The organism is Propionibacterium acidifaciens DSM 21887, assembly GCF_000426605.1.
Lineage (GTDB): Bacteria > Actinomycetota > Actinomycetes > Propionibacteriales > Propionibacteriaceae > Propionibacterium > Propionibacterium acidifaciens.
This window is the reverse complement of sequence record NZ_AUFR01000006.1, coordinates 88,098-104,557: the sequence shown is the minus strand read 5'-3', so window position 1 is coordinate 104,557 and position 16,460 is coordinate 88,098. Positions and strand designations below refer to the sequence as shown.

Annotated in this window: 12 protein-coding genes and 1 riboswitch; of the genes, 5 read left to right on the top strand and 7 right to left on the bottom strand. The window is 71.9% G+C overall.

All coding sequences use genetic code 11. The features are described 5' to 3' along the window. Positions 1-241: 241 nt before the first annotated feature. A complete protein-coding gene (locus K336_RS14070) occupies positions 242-1,009 on the top strand; it encodes a queuosine precursor transporter (protein WP_233418711.1) in 768 nt (255 codons plus the stop codon). Between the two features lie 448 nt (positions 1,010-1,457). Here K336_RS14070 and K336_RS14065 read toward each other — a convergent pair whose 3' ends face one another. Genes K336_RS14065 through K336_RS14060 form a run of 3 tightly spaced genes read right to left on the bottom strand, consistent with a single transcriptional unit; the run spans position 1,458 to position 4,443 of the window. After that, on the bottom strand, positions 1,458-2,351 hold the full coding sequence (locus K336_RS14065; protein WP_233418710.1) for an ABC transporter ATP-binding protein: 894 nt from the start codon (positions 2,349-2,351) through the stop codon (positions 1,458-1,460). Beyond that, positions 2,348-3,385 (bottom strand): FecCD family ABC transporter permease, encoded by a 1,038-nt coding sequence (locus tag K336_RS0103250; protein WP_021798174.1) that lies wholly within the window; start codon positions 3,383-3,385, stop codon positions 2,348-2,350. The genes K336_RS14065 and K336_RS0103250 overlap by 4 nt, the downstream gene beginning before the upstream one ends. Further along, positions 3,382-4,443, bottom strand: a complete 1,062-nt coding sequence (locus K336_RS14060) for an ABC transporter substrate-binding protein (RefSeq protein WP_021798176.1) — start codon at positions 4,441-4,443, stop codon at positions 3,382-3,384. The genes K336_RS0103250 and K336_RS14060 overlap by 4 nt, the downstream gene beginning before the upstream one ends. A 540-nt stretch (positions 4,444-4,983) precedes the next feature. After that, a riboswitch (cobalamin riboswitch) is annotated at positions 4,984-5,194 on the top strand. 285 nt (positions 5,195-5,479) lie between these two features. On the opposite strand from K336_RS14060, the gene mutA reads away from it, so the two are divergent. From mutA to meaB, 3 genes are read left to right on the top strand one after another with little or no spacing between them, the layout of a single operon-like run. Beyond that, on the top strand, positions 5,480-7,384 hold the full coding sequence (gene mutA, locus K336_RS0103240; RefSeq protein ID WP_028706277.1) for a methylmalonyl-CoA mutase small subunit: 1,905 nt from the start codon (positions 5,480-5,482) through the stop codon (positions 7,382-7,384). Further along, positions 7,381-9,585 (top strand): methylmalonyl-CoA mutase, encoded by a 2,205-nt coding sequence (gene scpA, locus K336_RS0103235; RefSeq protein ID WP_021798175.1) that lies wholly within the window; start codon positions 7,381-7,383, stop codon positions 9,583-9,585. Before mutA ends, scpA begins: the two co-directional genes overlap by 4 nt. After that, on the top strand, positions 9,578-10,585 hold the full coding sequence (gene meaB, locus K336_RS0103230) for a methylmalonyl Co-A mutase-associated GTPase MeaB (protein ID WP_028706276.1): 1,008 nt from the start codon (positions 9,578-9,580) through the stop codon (positions 10,583-10,585). Before scpA ends, meaB begins: the two co-directional genes overlap by 8 nt. A gap of 119 nt (positions 10,586-10,704) precedes the next feature. Here the strand turns inward: meaB and K336_RS14055 are convergent, their stop codons facing one another. After that, complete coding sequence (locus K336_RS14055; RefSeq protein ID WP_021798179.1) at positions 10,705-11,784, bottom strand: nucleoside hydrolase; 1,080 nt, start codon at positions 11,782-11,784, stop codon at positions 10,705-10,707. 215 nt (positions 11,785-11,999) lie between these two features. Between K336_RS14055 and K336_RS0103220 the strand changes: the two genes are divergently transcribed. Next, complete coding sequence (locus K336_RS0103220) at positions 12,000-13,283, top strand: adenylosuccinate synthase (protein ID WP_021798178.1); 1,284 nt, start codon at positions 12,000-12,002, stop codon at positions 13,281-13,283. Positions 13,284-13,511: 228 nt separating this feature from the next. Here K336_RS0103220 and K336_RS14050 read toward each other — a convergent pair whose 3' ends face one another. From K336_RS14050 to K336_RS0103200, 3 genes are read right to left on the bottom strand one after another with little or no spacing between them, the layout of a single operon-like run. Then, positions 13,512-15,026: an ABC transporter ATP-binding protein gene (locus K336_RS14050; RefSeq protein ID WP_051245360.1), complete on the bottom strand. Its 1,515-nt coding sequence runs from the start codon at positions 15,024-15,026 to the stop codon at positions 13,512-13,514. 19 nt (positions 15,027-15,045) lie between these two features. After that, the gene (locus K336_RS14045; protein WP_051245359.1) at positions 15,046-15,780 is read right to left on the bottom strand and encodes an energy-coupling factor transporter transmembrane component T family protein; all 735 of its coding nucleotides are present in this window, start codon (positions 15,778-15,780) and stop codon (positions 15,046-15,048) included. Further along, positions 15,777-16,451 (bottom strand): MptD family putative ECF transporter S component, encoded by a 675-nt coding sequence (locus tag K336_RS0103200; RefSeq protein ID WP_081660533.1) that lies wholly within the window; start codon positions 16,449-16,451, stop codon positions 15,777-15,779. Before K336_RS0103200 ends, K336_RS14045 begins: the two co-directional genes overlap by 4 nt. Positions 16,452-16,460 lie beyond the last annotated feature (9 nt).

Sequence of the window (16,460 nt, the reverse complement as noted above, 5' to 3'; positions counted from 1 at the left end):
CGGGGCGCCGATGGGGGCGGTCGCATCGTGCTGCGGGGCCGCGCCGCTCGCCATGGTCGGGGCGGGCCCCGCGCGGCCTCCTCGACCGCGTCATGGCTCCCTCCCCGACCCGGCGGGACGGCATCAGTGCCCGCCATCGTGGCGACTCCGCCGGGGCTCCTTCCCGACCCGGCGGGACGGCGGCCGCGTCCGAGCGCCGGACACGACGCGGCCCCGGGCGGGTGCGAATACACTGCCGCCCGTGGCAGAAGAACCCGCTGGAGCCCGATCCGCTCAGCCCCCCGACGCGGGCGGCGAACGCCCCGCCTCCGCCACCGGGCGTCCAGCCGCGGAGCCGGCTTATGCGAGCACGGGCGCCCGGTTCTACCCGATCATGCTGGCCGCCATGGCCGTCGTCATCGTGCTGTCGGGCATCGGCGGATCGAAGGCCGTCCAGCTCGGCCCGATCCTCACCGACGGCGCCTTCTTCATCTTCCCGTTCAGCTACGTCCTCGGCGACTCGATCACCGAGATCTACGGGCCCCGGGCCGCCCGCCAGGCCATCACGACGGGTTTCGCCGTCAACATCGTGAGCTCGTCGATCTACTGGGTGATCATCGTGCTGCCGGGCCTGTCGGACGGTAGCAACGCAGCCCGCGACGCCGCCTTCCGGCTGGCCCTCGGCCCGGTGTGGCAGGTCGTCCTGGCCGGCGTCGTCGGTTTCGCCGGGGGGCAGAGCACCAACTCCCTCATCATGTGGCTCGGCAAGCGGCGCAACCACGAGAAGGGCCTGTACGGCCGACTCGTCTCGTCGACCGGTGCCGGCGAACTCATCGACACGCTGCTGTTCTGCCTCATCGCCGCGCACGCGATCGGCCTGACCACGGTCGGGCAGGTCGTGAACTACACGATCGTCGGCTATCTGTACAAGATCGCCCTGCAGTACGCCCTCGTGCCGCTCACCGGACGCGTCATCGCGGCGATCAAGAGACGCGAGCCGAGCTACCGGGCGGCACTGGCCGCGGCCTGAGTCCGGCAGGCGGCCGGCGGAGCCGCCCGCCGGCCCGGGCCGTGGCGATGGCGCCTCCCGGCCGGCCCGCCCCGGGCCGGGCGCCCCGTGGGGATGCCGCCGGCCCCGCCCGTGACGGCAACAGCGCGGCGGGGGTCCGCCCCGAGCCGGGCGCCACGTGGTGACTCCGGCTCAGCCAGTGACCTCCTCCTCGATCGTGACGCCGTACGTGCTCTGGAAGTACCCCTGCGTGGCGGTCATGAGCTCGGCCGTCTCGGTCTGCGCCGAGTCCCAGCGGCCGTGCCCGGGGACCCGCCGGAGGCGCTCGACGCCGCGCTCGTCGTGTCCGCCCGAGCGCTGCCCCGCTGCGCCGAGGCGCTGTCCCGACTGTCGCCGGACGACCCGGAGCAGGCCGACAGGGGCAGCGCCGGGGCCGCTGCGAGAAGAGGGACCAGTGGCATCCCTGCTCTCATCGTTTCTCCTCGCCGTGATGGCCCCCCGCCCGGTGGGCGGGGTCCTGTGGGGCTCCTGGGCCGGTGGCCCGATGCGACCGCGGCACCACGACCGGCTGCCCGCTGACCGGGTCGGCGCTGATCCAGGTGTCCACGCCGAAGACCTGTTCGATGGTCTCGGCGTCCAGCGCCCGCGCCGGGGCGCCGGTGGCCCGCACGCGCCCGTCGGTCATGAGGACGGCGTTGTCGCAGTAGCGCGCCGTCTGGGTCAGGTCGTGCAGCACCATGACGACGGTCAGTCCGCGTTCGTCGTTGAGCTCGCGGACCAGATCGAGGATCTCGAGCTGGTGGGCGACGTCCAGGTAGGTGGTGGGCTCGTCGAGCAGGAGCACCCGCGGTTCCTGCGCCAGGGCGGCGGCGAGCCAGACGCGCTGCCGCTCGCCGCCCGACAGCGTCCCGATCCGCCGGTCGGCCAGTGGAGCGAGCCCGGTGCGGTCCAGCGCCGCCTCCACCGCGGCCCGTCCGCCGGTGTCGCGCGCCGCGAACCAGCTCTGGTGCGCGTAGCGCCCGTATCCGACCATGTCGGCCACCCGCGCATCCGGGCCGGCCTGCGCGTTCTGCCAGACCACGGCCATCGCCCGGCCGCGCCGCCGCGAACTCATCGAGACGACCGGCTCGCCGTCGAGCAGCACCCGGCCCCGTGCGGGGGCGGTGCCGCACAGGGCGCGCACCAGCGTCGTCTTGCCGCAGCCGTTCGGCCCGGCGACCCCGTGGACGAGCCCCGGCGCCAGGTCGAGGTCGATGCCGTGCAGGATCTCCCGCCCGCCCAGCTCGACGACCAGGCCGCGCACCGACAGGCCGGCACTCGCCGGGTCCCCCGGGCCGCTCGCCGGGTTCCCCGCGCTGCTCACAGGGCCCTCCTCAGCAGGAAGAGGAAGAAGGGCACGCCCAGGGCGGTCATCGTGATGCCGACCGGGATCTCGATCGGCGAGAAGACCGTGCGCGAGAGGGTGTCGCTCGCGACGAGCAGGGCGGCGCCGGCCAGGATCGAGCCGGGCACGGTGAGCCGGTGGTCGGGGCCCAGCACCATGCGCACGAGATGCGGCACGATGAGCCCGACGAAGCCCAGCAGCCCGACGGCGCTGACCGCGCTCGCGGCGAGCACCGCCGCCAGGGCGGTGAAGAAGACGCGGTTGGCCTGCACGTTCATGCCCATCGAACCGGCCGCGTCGTCCCCCAGCACCAGAACGTTCAGCCGCCGCGCGAAGCACAGGGCCAGCGCCAGGGCGACCAGCGAGTACGGCCACAGGCCGCGCACCTCGGTCCACCCCCGCATCGACATCGCACCGTTCATGAACATGAGGGCGCCGGCCACCCGGTCCGAGAAGAGCACCATGAACGCCGAGATGCCCGCCCCGCACAGCGCCGAGACGGCCACCCCGGCCAGGATGATCCGCAGCGGCTGGATGCCGCCCTCCCAGGCCAGCAGGAAGATCGCGGCAGCCGCCCCCATCGCACCGGCGAAGGCCGCCGGCGTGACGAGCGCGAGACGACTGGGGGCGACGAGCATGACGCCGATGCCGAGCAGCCCGGCCCCCGAGGAGACGCCGATGATGCTCGGATCGGCCAGGGGGTTGCTCATGACCGCCTGCAGGATGAGGCCGCTGACGGCCAGGTTCATGCCGACCAGGGCGGCGAGCAGCATGCGCGGCAGCCTGATGTCCCAGACGATCCGCCGCAGCGAGGCGTCGCGCCCGGTCAGGGCGTCGAGCATCTGGCCGATCGACAGGTGGACGGACCCCGCCCCGATGGCGTACAGGGCCCCGGTGACGAGCAGCACGGCCAGTGCCACGAAGACGCCGGTGCGGAACCAGCTGCGCTCGGGGAGGCTGCGGCGGGTCGTGCCGGGGGAGCGCCCGCCCCCGCTGGCGGTCGCCGCACTCATGCGTACTGCTCGGCGTCGCCGTAGACGTCGGGATGGACGCAGGCCGCCAGGTAGGCCACCGCGTCGCCGTAGTAGGGGCCGCCGTTGAGCAGGAAGTACTCCTGGGGCAGATAGGAGACGCGCCCCTCCCGGACGGCGTCGACCGCCTGCCAGGCCTGGTTGGAGGCGAACTCCTCGGCCATGCGCGCCCGAGCGTCGGCGTCGGTGTCCACCATGCTCGTGACGAGCACGTGGTCGGGCTGGGCGGCCACGATGGCCTCGATGTCGAGGGGCGTCGTCTCCGAGTCGGGGTTGTCGGGCGTCGACCCCGAGGCGATGTTCGTCAGGCGCAGGGTGCGGGCGATCTGCCCGGCGATCGAGTCGTCGAGCTTCACGGCCAGCGATGCGGCCGTGACGTAGACGATGACGACCGACGTCGACTCGTCCGGCAGCCGGCCGACCACCTCGTCGACCTGCTCGCTGATCCGGTCGATGCGCTCGGCGGCCGTGTCCTGGTGGCCCGTGAGCACGCCGAACGCCCGGTAGATCGAGTCGAGCTCGGCCTGGGAGCGCGCCCGCACCTGAAGGCCGCGGATGCCCAGTTCGCGCAGCCGGGACAGCACGGTGTCCTGGGCGCTGCCCATGACGATGACCAGGTCGGGCTCGTACGAGCTGACGGCCTCGATGTCGACGTTCGAGGTGGCGCCGACGGTCGGCACCGCCCGCATCGCCGCGTCGTTCTCCGGGACCGTCTTCACGTTGTCGGTGATCTGCACCGAGCAGACGGCCGTGCCGCCCACGTCGTACCAGATGTTCATGGCGGTGCCGGCCAGGATGCACACCCGCTGCGGCGCCGACTCGAAGTCGACGCTCCGGCCGCTGACGTCGGTGATGCTCAGCGGGAACTCGGTGCCCGTCATGGGCATCGGGTCGGCGCCGGTCGAGGTCGGCGGCGGCTCGCTCGGCGACGGTGCGCCCTGACCGCTCGAGCAGCTCGCGCCGAGCACCGACATCGCCGCGCACAGCACCAGGGCGAGTGTCCTGCCGGCCCGGCGGTGACGACGACTGGTGATGGGCATGACGGCCTCCTGCGATGGTGCGGACGCGGTCACCATACCCATGAACGGACTGAAAAATACAAGACCTTTGTGTGAAATTCTTTGCGAACTCCACAAGGAAATTCGTTGCCATCTCAGAAGGTGAGGCAGGGCTTCCGCCGGTGGACTCCCGCGGCTCCCGGGCGTCTTCGCACGACGACCGCAGGGCCGGGCGGGCCGGTGCGGTGACGGGCGTCCGCCCTGCGGTGCTCGTGCGGCCTCACCGCGGGGCGGGCGGGTCCGGAGGCCGGCGGTTCCCGACCGCCCTCCCGCGCGGCCATGGTCTCGACCAGGTGGTCGGCGTCTCGAAGACGCGGCCCGACCGCCTTCCCGCGCGGTCATGATGGCGGGGAGCCGCTCCCGCCGGTCGTGATCCGGGGCCGTCCGCTCCCGACCGCACTTCTCCCGGAAACCGCAGGACGATCGCCGTTGCCCGTACGGAGCCGGGCGCTCACCGCTGCCCGCCGAGGTGTGCACGGGCCGAATCCATGGGCCCCGGGGGTATGCGGTGGCGTCGTCTTGTGTACATTGAGAAGTGCTGGTTCGACCCATCGTCAGGTGGGTCGTCGCAAGAGGGAATTCCGGTGAGAGGCCGGAGCTGTCCCGCAGCGGTATATGGGAACAACGCCACAACGGGCACTGGGCCGCTCGGCCTGGGAAGCGGTGGCGTAGGAACCGGGAGCGATCCCGAATGCCCATGAGCCCGAAGACCTGCCAGCCGCAGCAGCGCCAGCTGCTGCGGAACGTGCCCCGCGGAGGGTCCACGGATCGAGGCGATCGGTGCCCGGCGATGCGCATCATCGTCGGCGTCGGTTCCCTCGGATCAGTGCCAGCGGTTCCGGCGAGCGTCTGCCGGGCGAGCCGGTGGGAGTCACCGGCGGACCCGCAGGTCCGGGAGTCGAGGCCGCGGACGGGCGCTCGGGTCCCGTGCTCGGCGCCCGCCGATGACCGGTCGGCAGCCAGTCCCCGGTGCGCCCTACCGCAGAGCGCACCTTGACCCTTCAGGAGCAGGAGTCGAATGAGCAACACCGAATCGGGCGCCCCCGCGGCCGAAGAGGCCACGCCCACGCAGCTCAGTCTCGCCGGCGATTTCCCGGCAGCCATCGAGGAGCAGTGGGAGATCGAGGTGGCCAAGGTTCTCAACCGTGGTCGTCCCCCGGAGAAGCAGCTGACCTTCGAGCAGTGCATGAAGCGTCTGACGGTCCACACCGTCGACGGCATCGACGTCAAGCCGATGTACAGGCGCGATGACGTCCCCGGTCCACTGAGCTATCCCGGGGTCGCCCCCTTCACCCGCGGCGCCGCCGTCCGCAACGGCGAGGCCGACGCCTGGGACGTGCGCGCTCTCCACGAGGATTCCGATGCGGCCTTCACCCGCAAGGCGGTCCTCACCGATCTCGAGCGCGGCGTCACCTCCATCTGGCTGCGCGTCGGCTCCGATGCCGTCGGGCCCTCCGACGTGGCCGAGGTGCTCTCCGACGTGCTCCTCGAGATGGCGAAGATCGAGGTCTCCTCCCGCGAGGACCAGAAGGCCGCCGCCGAGGCGCTCCTGGCCGTCTACGAGGCCTCCGACAGGCCCAAGGACCACGTCTTCTTCAACCTCGGCATCGACCCCACCGGCCTGGCCGCCCTCCGGGGCTCCGCCGCCGACCTGTCGGGGCTCGGCGAATGGGTCCGGCGCACCGCCGCCTACCCGAACGGCAATGCGATCACCGTCGACTCGACGATCTACCACAATGCCGGCGCCGGCGACGTGGCCGAGCTCGCCTGGGCGCTGGCCACCGGCGCCGAGTACGTGCGTGCACTCGTCGAGCAGGGCGTCGACGTCAACGAGGCCTTCCGGGCGATCGAGTTCCGCGTCACCGCCACCCACGACCAGTTCCTCACCATCTCCCGGCTGCGCGCGCTCCGCACGTGCTGGTCGCGGATCGGCGAGGTCTTCGGCGTGGACGAGGACAAGCGCGGCGCCCGTCAGAGCGCCGTCACGAGCTGGCGTGAGCTGACCCGCGAGGATCCCTACGTCAACATCCTGCGCGGCACGATCTCCACCTTCGCCGCCGCTGTCGGCGGCGCCGACGCCATCACGACCCTGCCGTTCTGCGCCGCCTTCGGCCTGCCCGACGACTTCGTCCGCAGGATCGCCCGCAACACCGGCATCATCCTCGCCGAGGAGGTCAACATCGGGCGCGTCAACGACCCGGCCGGCGGCTCCTTCTACGTCGAGTCCCTGACCGACTCGCTGGCCAGGGCCGGCTGGGCCGAGTTCCAGAAGGTCGAGGCCGCCGGCGGCATGGCCGCGGCCCTCGCCGGAGGCCACGTCGCCGAGGTCCTGGCGGCCTGCAACGCCGAGCGCGCCAAGCGTCTGGCCAACCGCAAGCAGCCGATCACCGCGGTGAGCGAGTTCCCGATGCTGGACGCCCGGACGATCGAGGTCAAGCCCTATCCGCCGGCGCCCGCACGCGGCGGCCTGGAGTGGCACCGCGACGCCGAGCCCTTCGAGCGGCTCGTCGACCGCTCCGCCGCGAACGGCGAGCGTCCGAAGGTCTTCCTGGCCTGCCTGGGCACCCGTCGCGACTTCGGCGGGCGCGAGGGCTTCTCGGCCCCCATCTGGCACGTCGCCGGGATGGAGACCCCGGAGGCCGAGGGGGGCACGGTCGACGAGATCGTCGCCGCCTTCAAGGCCAGTGGCGCCCAGGTCGCCGACCTGTGCTCGTCCGCCAAGGTCTACGCGCAGCAGGGCGTCGAGGTCGCGAGGGCCCTTCGCGACGCCGGCGCCAGGGCCGTCTACCTGTCCGGCGCCTACAAGGAGCTGGGCATCTCCGACGACGAGGCCGCCGGAATCTTCGACGGCCGGCTGTTCATGGGGATGGATGTCGTCGACATCCTCACCCGCACGTTCGATGTCATGGGGGTGGCCAAGTGAGCACTCTTCCTCGTTTCGATTCCATCGGTCTCGGCGACAGCCCGGTTCCCGGCTCCGCCGCCGAGGACTTCGCACGACTGGCCGAGGCGGCCGGCACCGGCGAGAAGTGGCTGACCCCCGAGCAGATCCCGGTCGGCACACTCTACGGAGAGGACGCCTACCGGGGCGTCGACTGGCTCGACACCTACGCCGGTCTGCCGCCGTTCACGCACGGCCCGTACGCCACCATGTACGCCTTCCGCCCGTGGACGATCCGCCAGTACGCCGGCTTCTCCACGGCGAAGGAGTCCAACGCCTTCTACCGCCGCAACCTCGCGGCCGGCCAGAAGGGCCTGTCGGTCGCCTTCGACCTGCCGACCCACCGCGGCTACGACTCGGACAACCCGAGAGTGGGCGGCGACGTCGGCATGGCCGGTGTGGCGGTCGACTCCGTCTACGACATGCGCGAGCTGTTCGCCGGCATCCCGCTCGACCAGATGAGCGTGTCGATGACGATGAACGGCGCCGTCCTGCCGATCCTCGCCCTCTACGTGGTGACGGCCGAGGAGCAGGGCGTCAAGATGGAGCAGCTGGCGGGGACGATCCAGAACGACATCCTCAAGGAGTTCATGGTTCGCAACACCTACATCTACCCGCCGCAGCCCTCGATGAGGATCATCTCCGACATCTTCGCGTTCGCCAGCGCGAACATGCCGAAGTGGAACTCGATCTCCATCTCCGGCTACCACATGCAGGAGGCCGGTGCCACGGCCGACATCGAGATGGCCTACACGCTGGCCGACGGTGTCGACTACATCCGCGCCGGCGAGTCCGTCGGCCTCAAGGTCGACCAGTTCGCCCCGCGCCTGTCGTTCTTCTGGGCCATCGGCACCAACTTCTTCATGGAGGTCGCCAAGATGCGCGCGGCCCGCATGCTGTGGGCCAAGCTCGTCCACCAGTTCGGGCCGAAGAACAACAAGTCGATGAGCCTGCGCACGCATTCGCAGACCTCCGGCTGGTCGCTGACCGCCCAGGACGTGTACAACAACGTCGTCCGCACCTGCGCCGAGGCCATGGCCGCGACCCAGGGGCACACCCAGTCGCTGCACACGAACTCCCTCGACGAGGCCATCGCCCTGCCGACCGACTTCTCGGCCCGCATCGCCCGCAACACCCAGCTGTTCCTGCAGCAGGAGTCGGGCACCTGCCGCGTCATCGACCCGTGGAGCGGCTCGGCCTACGTCGAGGAACTCACCAAGGACCTCGCCCTCAAGGCCTGGGGCCACATCCAGGAGGTCGAGGCGGCCGGCGGCATGGCCAAGGCCATCGAGCAGGGGATCCCGAAGATGCGCATCGAGGAGGCCGCGGCTCGTACCCAGGCGCGCATCGACTCCGGCCGTCAGCCGCTCATCGGTGTGAACAAGTACCGTCTCGAGCACGAGGACCCGATCGACGTCCTCAAGGTCGACAACTCCCAGGTGCTCGCCGAGCAGAAGGCCAAGCTGGTCAAGCTGCGCGCCGAGCGCGACGAGGAGGCCACCAGGGCGGCCCTCGACAAGCTCGCCTGGGCCGCCGCGAACCCCGATCCCACCGATCCCGATCGCAACCTCCTCAAGCTCTGCATCGAGGCGGGTCGCGCGATGGCCTCCGTGGGCGAGATGAGCGACGCCATGGAGCGCAGCTTCGGTCGTTACACGGCGCAGATCCGGACGATCTCCGGCGTCTACGCCAAGGAAGTGAAGGAGTCCCCCGAGGTGGACGAGGCGCGCGAGCTCGTCGAGCGGTTCGAGCAGGCCGAGGGCCGTCGCCCCCGCATCCTGCTGGCCAAGATGGGCCAGGACGGTCACGACCGCGGGCAGAAGGTCGTCGCGACGGCCTTCGCCGATCTCGGCTTCGACGTCGACGTGGGCCCGCTGTTCCAGACGCCGGAGGAGACGGCGCGGCAGGCCATCGAGGCCGACGTCCACGTGGTGGGCGTGTCCTCGCTGGCCGCGGGCCATCTCACGCTCGTCCCGGCTCTGCGCCGCGAGCTCGACGCCCTGGGCCGCAAGGACATCCTCATCGTCGTGGGGGGCGTCATCCCCGAGCAGGACTTCCAGGCGCTGCGCGATGCGGGCGCCGTGGACATCTACCCGCCGGGCACGGTCATCCCGGATTCGGCGGTGCGCCTGCTCAAGGAGCTGCTCCGGGCCCTCGGCGATGAGGTTCCGGCGAATGCCTAGGAGCATCGACGTCGATGCGCTGGTCGGCCAGGTCCTGGCCGGCCAGCGCGCCGGCATGGCCAGGGCGATCACGCTGGTCGAGTCCGCCCTGCCGGCCCATCGTCCCCTGGCGCGCAGGCTGCTCGCGCAGCTGCTCCCCCATGCGGGCGGGGCCACGCGCGTCGGCCTCACGGGTGTCCCCGGCGCCGGCAAGTCGACCTTCATCGACGCCATGGGATGCCGCCTCATTGAACGCGGCCACAGGGTGGCCGTGCTGGCGGTCGACCCGTCGAGCACCCGTACGGGCGGTTCGATCCTCGGCGACCGCACGCGGATGGGCAAGCTCGCCGAGTCCGACCGGGCCTACATCCGCCCCTCGCCGTCCGGCTGCCATCTGGGCGGTGTGGCGCGCGCCACGCGTGAGGCCATGATCATCGTCGAGGCCGCCGGCTACGACACCGTCATCGTCGAGACGGTCGGCGTCGGCCAGTCCGAGGTCGCGGTGGCGGGCATGGTCGACACCTTCCTCCTGCTCGCCCTCGCCCGCTCCGGTGACCAGCTGCAGGGCATCAAGCGCGGCATCCTCGAGCTCGCCGACGTCATCGCCGTCAACAAGGCCGACGGCGACAATGCGAGCGAGGCCCGCGTCACGGCGCGGGACCTGTCGATCGCCATGAAGCTCATCAACGACGAGTCCACCGGCCGCCGGACCCCGGTCATGACCTGCTCGGCCCTGACCGGCGACGGCCTGGACGACGTCTGGAAGGCCGTCGAGGAGCATCGCGCCTGGATCGACGGGACCACCGGCCTGGCCCGTTACCGCGCCGACCAGCAGATCGAGTGGATGTGGGCCCAGATCGAGGGTCAGGTCCTCGACTCGCTGCGCTCCACCCAGGAGCTGCGCGAGCTCGGCCGCGAACTCGAGGCGAAGGTCGAGAAGTCCACCGAGAGCGCCCTCGACGCCTCGGCCGAGTTCCTCGCGGCCTGGGCCGGGCAGCTCCCGGGCTACCGGTGGAACTGATCCCGGCCCGACGTCGAGGCCCCCGGCCCCTCGACCCGTCGCCCCTCCCGCCCCCGGCATGGACCGGCGGGCCGCGGTCCCGGGCCGGGGCCATGGGGACGTGGGGAGGAGCCCGGCGACTACGTCGCAAGGCCCTCGGCCACGGCTGACGCCCCACGGCCCGTCCCCGCACCCCCTCCGCGGGTGGACAGCGAGACGACCGCCCTCACGAGCGCGTCGATCGCAGCCGCCGGGTCGACGTCCGTGAGCACCCGGGCGCTGGGGGCGCGGCCGAGCAGGCGGCGCACGTCGGCGACGGTCGTGCCGCGGGTGATGCCCGCGCCTGTCTCGACGCCGACCCACAGCGCCTCGGCCCGGGCGCCGAGCGGCTCGCCCACCGCCACCTCGGCCGCCAGCAGGTCGTGGACCTGCGCCAGGTATCCGCAGCCGTGGTCGGCGTGGAATTCGAAGTAGAAGCGCAGCGCGTCGATGAGCAGATCGAACAGGGCGCTGCCGGTGCGGCTCGGCGCGCCCGGGCGCGGGGCGTCCGGGCCCAGGTGCGGGGCGTCGACCCCGATCCGCCCGGCGATCCCGTCGAGCACGCCGGGGCGCAGCTCGACGGTCTCGGTGACGTTGAGCGGGCACACGAGCGGCAGCCGCTCGGCGGGCAGGCCCTCGAAGGCCGCGTAGACCTCCGCCGCCGCGTGCGGATCGCACCAGGCGTTCCACTCCGAGGTCGGCAGCGTGTTGCCCGGGTGGTTGAACGACCCGCCCATGATGACGACCCGACGGGCCAGCCGCGGCAGGCGCGGCTCGGCGCGCAGGGCCAGGGCCAGGTTCGTCAGGGGGCCGGTGACGAGCAGGGTCGTCTCCCCGGGGTGCGCGCGCAGCTGCGGCAGCCACAGTCCGGTGATCGGGTCGCCGGGGTGCAGGGCGCCGGACGCGTCCGGCAGCGCCGCACGGCCCAGGCCCTCGTCGCCGTGGGTCTGCGGCGTCGTCTCCGGCTCGACGACGAGGGGGCGGCCCGAGCCCGTCCAGACGGGGACCCCGGGGCGGCCGGCCAGCGCCAGGACGGCGGCGCTGTTGCGGGCGGCCCGGGCGGCGGTCGTGTTGCCGGTCGTCGTCGAGACGCCCACCAGGTCGACGTCGGGCCGGGCGGCGAGCAGGACGAGGGCCAGCGCGTCGTCGATGCCGGTGTCCACGTCGGCGATGAGCCGCATCCTCGTCCTCCTGCCGTCGTCCTCGGCCCCCATTGTGGCCCGGGCGCCCGCGCCGCGGCGCACCGGTCGGGCGTCCAGATGCGGGGCGGCCGCGACGGTGCCGCCCGGCGGCCCTTAGAATCCCTGTGCAAGAGCCCGATGCGATGCGCTTGCGCAGCACAGCGGGCTTTCGTGCGTCGGGGCGGACGCCCCGACCACCGACCAGGGAGGCATACATGCCAGGCATCGTGGTGATCGGCGCCCAGTGGGGCGACGAGGGCAAGGGCAAGGCCACCGACCAGATCGGGGAGCGGGTCGACTACTGCGTCCGTTACTCCGGCGGCAACAACGCCGGACACACCGTCGTCGTGAACGGTGAGAAGTTCGTCCTGCACCTGTTGCCCTCGGGCATCCTCAACCCCGACTGCACCTGCGTCATCGGCAACGGCGTCGTCATCGACCTCGGGGTGCTCGCCGCCGAGCTCGACGAGCTGGTCAGGCGCGATGTGCACGTCGCCCCCCCGCTCATCAGCGCCAACGCGCACATCATCGCCCCGTACCACCGCACGCTCGACAAGGTGAGCGAGCGCTTCGCCGGCAAACGACGCATCGGCACGACCGGTCGCGGCATCGGCCCGGCCTACTCCGACAAGGTCAACCGCATCGGCCTGCGCATGCAGGACCTGCTCGACCCGGCCGGCCTGCACGACAAGGTCGAGGCCAGCCTCGACCAGAAGAACCAGATCCTCACGAAGATCTACAACCGCCATCCCATCGACGCCGAGCAGGTCACCGAGGAGCTGCTCGGGTACGCCGATCGCTTCGCTCCCTCCATCGTCGACACGGGCCGTCTGCTCAACGACGCCCTCGACGAGGGCAGGGTCGTCCTCCTCGAGGGCGCCCAGGCGCACCACCTCGACGTCGACCACGGCACCTACCCGTACGTGACGAGCTCCAACCCGACCGCGGGCGGCGCCTGCACCGGTTCGGGCGTCGGCCCCACGCGCATCGACCGGGTCATCGGCATCTCGAAGGCCTACATCACCCGTGTCGGGGAGGGCCCCTTCCCCACCGAGCTGTTCGACGAGGACGGGGAGAGGCTGCGCCGGGACGGTGGCGAGTACGGCGCCACCACCGGGCGTCCGCGCCGCTGCGGCTGGTTCGACTCGCTCGTGGTCGGCCAGTCTGCGAAGATCAACGGCTGCACCGACATCTTCCTCACCAAGCTCGACGTGCTCACCGGCTGGGAGAGGATCCCGGTGTGCGTGGCCTACGACGTCGACGGGAAGCGCTTCGACGAGTGGCCCGCCACCATGAACGAGCTGACGGGGGCGAAGCCGATCTACGAGTACGTCGACGGCTGGACCGAGGACATCTCGGGCGCCCGCTGCTTCGACGAGCTGCCGGCCAACTGCCGGGCCTACGTGCGCCACCTCGAGGAGCGCATCGGCTGCCGCATCTCCGGCATCGGGGTGGGCCCGGGCCGCGACCAGACGATCATCATCAACGAGCTCATCTGAAGGCGGCCCGAGGAGCTCGTCTCCGGGAGCCGTTGATCCTGCGGCCCTGATCGGTCGTCGACCGGGAACCGCGGCATCAGCGGGATCGGGCGGGGCCGTGCTCCCCCCGGTGCTCGTCGCGCCCCGCCCGGCACCCGAGGCGCCGGGACGACGAGTCGTGCATCCCGCCGTGGATCAGGATGGTCCTGAGCCCCGGCCCGCCGCGCCCCGGGGCCCCGATCGCCCCGCTCATCGGCCGGGCCCCCTCTCGGGCTCCGGCCCCGGCGCGGCGCGCCGGCCCGCCAGCGCCAGCAGCTGCCCGACCGAGCGCAGAGCCGTGTCGTCGGTGATGCGTCCGGCCTCCATGCGCACGACGCGCGTGCAGCATTCGAGCGCGCACTCGACGTCGTGGGTGATGAGCACGACGGTGCGTCCCTGCCCGGCCAGGCGGCGCAGCAGAGCGCTGACCGAGCGCATCGTGCGCCCGTCCAGGCCGCTGGTCGGTTCGTCGAGGATGAGGACGGGTGCCTCGTCCATGAGCGCCGCGCCGAGGACGAGCCGCTGCTTCTGCCCGCCGGACAGCGTCGAGGGGTGCTGCTCGGCGAGTCCGTCGAGACCGAGCTCGCGCAGGATCCCCGTCGCCCTCCCGTGCAGCCGGTCGCGGTGGCGACGACCGGTCAGCAGTTCGTCGAGCACGCTCTCGCCGAAGAGCTGGCTGTCGAGGTCCTGCCCGATGTACCAGACCTCGTGGCGCCGCCGGGAGCGGCGGGCGGGCCCGCCCCGCAACCTCACCTCGCCCGAGTCGGGCCTGACGAGGCCGGCCAGGGTCCTGCCGAGCACGCTCTTGCCCGCCCCGTTGGGCCCCACGAGTGCGGTGATCTGCCCGGGGAGGAGCCGCAGGTCGACGCCGTCGAGGGCCCTGGTCCGGCCGTAGCGGCGCCGGAGCCCGACGGCCTCCACGATCGGCGAGGCCGCGGCCGGCGGTTCGGGTCGCTCGCAGGGGCGGGGGCGCAGCGCCTCCAGCGAGGGCATGCGCAGGCCCATCTCGACGAGCCGCTGCTCGGGCAGCGCGACGAACTCGTCCGCGGTGAACTCGGTCTCGATCCGCCCCTCGCGCAGGCAGACGATCCGGTCGGCCAGGTCCATGAGGTGGTGCAGGCGGTGCTCGGCGACGATGACGGTCCTGCCCCGCTCCTTCAGCCCTCGGAGCAGCTCGTGCAGGTCCTCGGTCGAGTCCAGGTCCAGATTCGCCGAGGGCTCGTCCAGCACGTAGACCCGCGGGTCGACGGCCCGGGCCGAGGCGATGGCGACCCGTTGGCGCATGCCGTAGGAGAGTCCCCGGAGGGCCCGCCCGAGGATGCCCTCCAGCCGCAGCGCCCCGGCCGTCTCGTGCACCCGCTCGACGATCTCGCGGTGGGGCAGGCCGTAGTTCTCGCAGCCGAAGGCGATCTCCCCGGCGACCTCGTTCGAGAAGAACTGGCTGCGGGGGTCCTGGAAGACGCTGCCGATGGAACGGCCCCGCTCCCAGTTCTCGAGCTCCGCCAGGTCGCGCCCGTCGAGCAGGATGCGCCCGGTCAGCCGTCCCGGGTGGAAGTGGGGCAGCAGCCCGTTGACCAGCCTGGTGAGGGTGGTCTTGCCGCTGCCGGACGGGCCGGTCAGCACGACGAGCTCGCCGGCGGCGATCCGCAGCGAGAGATCCGCGACCGGCTCGGGCCGGCCGGGGTACTCGAAGCGGACCCCGTCGAAGGCGATCGATCCGTTCATGGTGGGATACGGCTCCTGTTCAGCGGGCGATGAGGCGCGGGCCCGCGACGGCGGCCGCCGTGAACGCGAGGCAGACGAACATGAAGGCGGCATCGGCGGGGCGCATCCGGTTGACGTAGTAGCCGTGCTTGACGCAGGGGCTCTCGATGCCCCGCACCACCGCCGCCGCCGATATCTCGTCGGCCAGCTTCAGCTCGCGGAAGATGAGGGGGACGACGGCGTACTCGACGGTGCGCAGGGGACTCCGCAGGACGGTCAGCGGCGAGCCGAGCAGGCCCCGCACCCTCATGGCGTCGCGGATCCCGGCCGTCTCGGCGATCACGGTCGGCACGAAGCGCAGCATGACGGTGAGCATGAGCTGGGCGCCGGCCGGGATGGGCAGCTGCCGGATGCCGGCGGTGAGCTTGGCGGCGGGCAGGGCGAACAGCAGCCCGAGCGCGACGAATATCGGGATCAGCCGGTGGACCAGGGCCAGCGCCAGGGGAGGGGGCACGATGATGCCGAAGCGCACGTCGACCTGCAGCCAGACGGTGACGAGGACGTAGGCCAGCAGCAGCTTCAGTCCCAGGGCCGCCCGCCCGAACGCGCAGGCCAGCGCGACGAGGGCGACGGCGAGCCCGGCGTGGGCCTGCAGGCCCGGCGTCAGATAGGACGCGACCATGGTGCACAGGACGAGCCAGAGCACCGCGCGCACGTCCATCCTGACCAGCCGTTCGTGCCCGCCGTCCGCCCCGGCGCACGGATTCCGGCTCATGCCACGATCCGGGCCCTGCGGAAATGACGGCGCATGATCCGGTCGGCGAAGCCGATGCCGAGGGCGCCGCCCGCGATCGAGATCAGCATGGCCGCGCAGATGTGCAGCGGGCTGTGCACCATGCGCACCTGCATGTCGAACAGCTCCTGGGAGAAACCGCTGGTCGCGGCGCGCTGGGTGAAGCTGTCCCAGGCGAACCACAGCGGGATCGCATTGCCGAAGACCATGCCGGCCGACAGGACCGACCAGCCGATCCCGATGCGCAGCGGGGAGCGGTAGCTCCCCGCCCCGATCATCGTCAGCTCGCAGAGCGCGCCGAGCGCGAGGAAATAGGGGATCAGGAAGGGGTAGCCGAAGAGCCCGTAGACGAGGCCCTGCACGGTGACCCAGATGAGGAAGAGCCCGTGCTTGTCGATCCGTCGGGCGGCGACCGTGAAGAAGATGGCGCTGAGGAACATCTCGCCGGCCGCCGAGACGTACAGGTACATGAATGGAATGGGCAGGAGGATCGAGCCGACCAGTGAGTTGGCGGCCATCGCCAGGACGAGCATGGCGGCGGCCGTGAGGATGTCCCGCGTCGTCAGGGCGTTCGGCGAGTCATTCGTCGGCGAGTCATTCGTCGGCGAGTCATTCGTCGGCGAGTCGTTCGTCGGGTTGTGGGTGGTGGTCATGCGGTGCCT

Excerpts from the sequence above, each read along its gene's own strand:
- K336_RS0103250 (WP_021798174.1), bottom strand. The coding sequence starts at position 3,385 with ATGAGTGCGGCGACCGCCAGCGGGGGCGGGCGCTCCCCCGGCACGACC.
- K336_RS0103200 (WP_081660533.1), bottom strand. The coding sequence starts at position 16,451 with ATGACCACCACCCACAACCCGACGAACGACTCGCCGACGAATGACTCG.
- K336_RS14050 (WP_051245360.1), bottom strand. The coding sequence starts at position 15,026 with ATGAACGGATCGATCGCCTTCGACGGGGTCCGCTTCGAGTACCCCGGC.
- K336_RS0103220 (WP_021798178.1), top strand. The coding sequence starts at position 12,000 with ATGCCAGGCATCGTGGTGATCGGCGCCCAGTGGGGCGACGAGGGCAAG.
- meaB (WP_028706276.1), top strand. The coding sequence starts at position 9,578 with ATGCCTAGGAGCATCGACGTCGATGCGCTGGTCGGCCAGGTCCTGGCC.
- K336_RS14060 (WP_021798176.1), bottom strand. The coding sequence starts at position 4,443 with ATGCCCATCACCAGTCGTCGTCACCGCCGGGCCGGCAGGACACTCGCC.
- mutA (WP_028706277.1), top strand. The coding sequence starts at position 5,480 with ATGAGCAACACCGAATCGGGCGCCCCCGCGGCCGAAGAGGCCACGCCC.
- K336_RS14045 (WP_051245359.1), bottom strand. The coding sequence starts at position 15,780 with ATGAGCCGGAATCCGTGCGCCGGGGCGGACGGCGGGCACGAACGGCTG.
- K336_RS14055 (WP_021798179.1), bottom strand. The coding sequence starts at position 11,784 with ATGCGGCTCATCGCCGACGTGGACACCGGCATCGACGACGCGCTGGCC.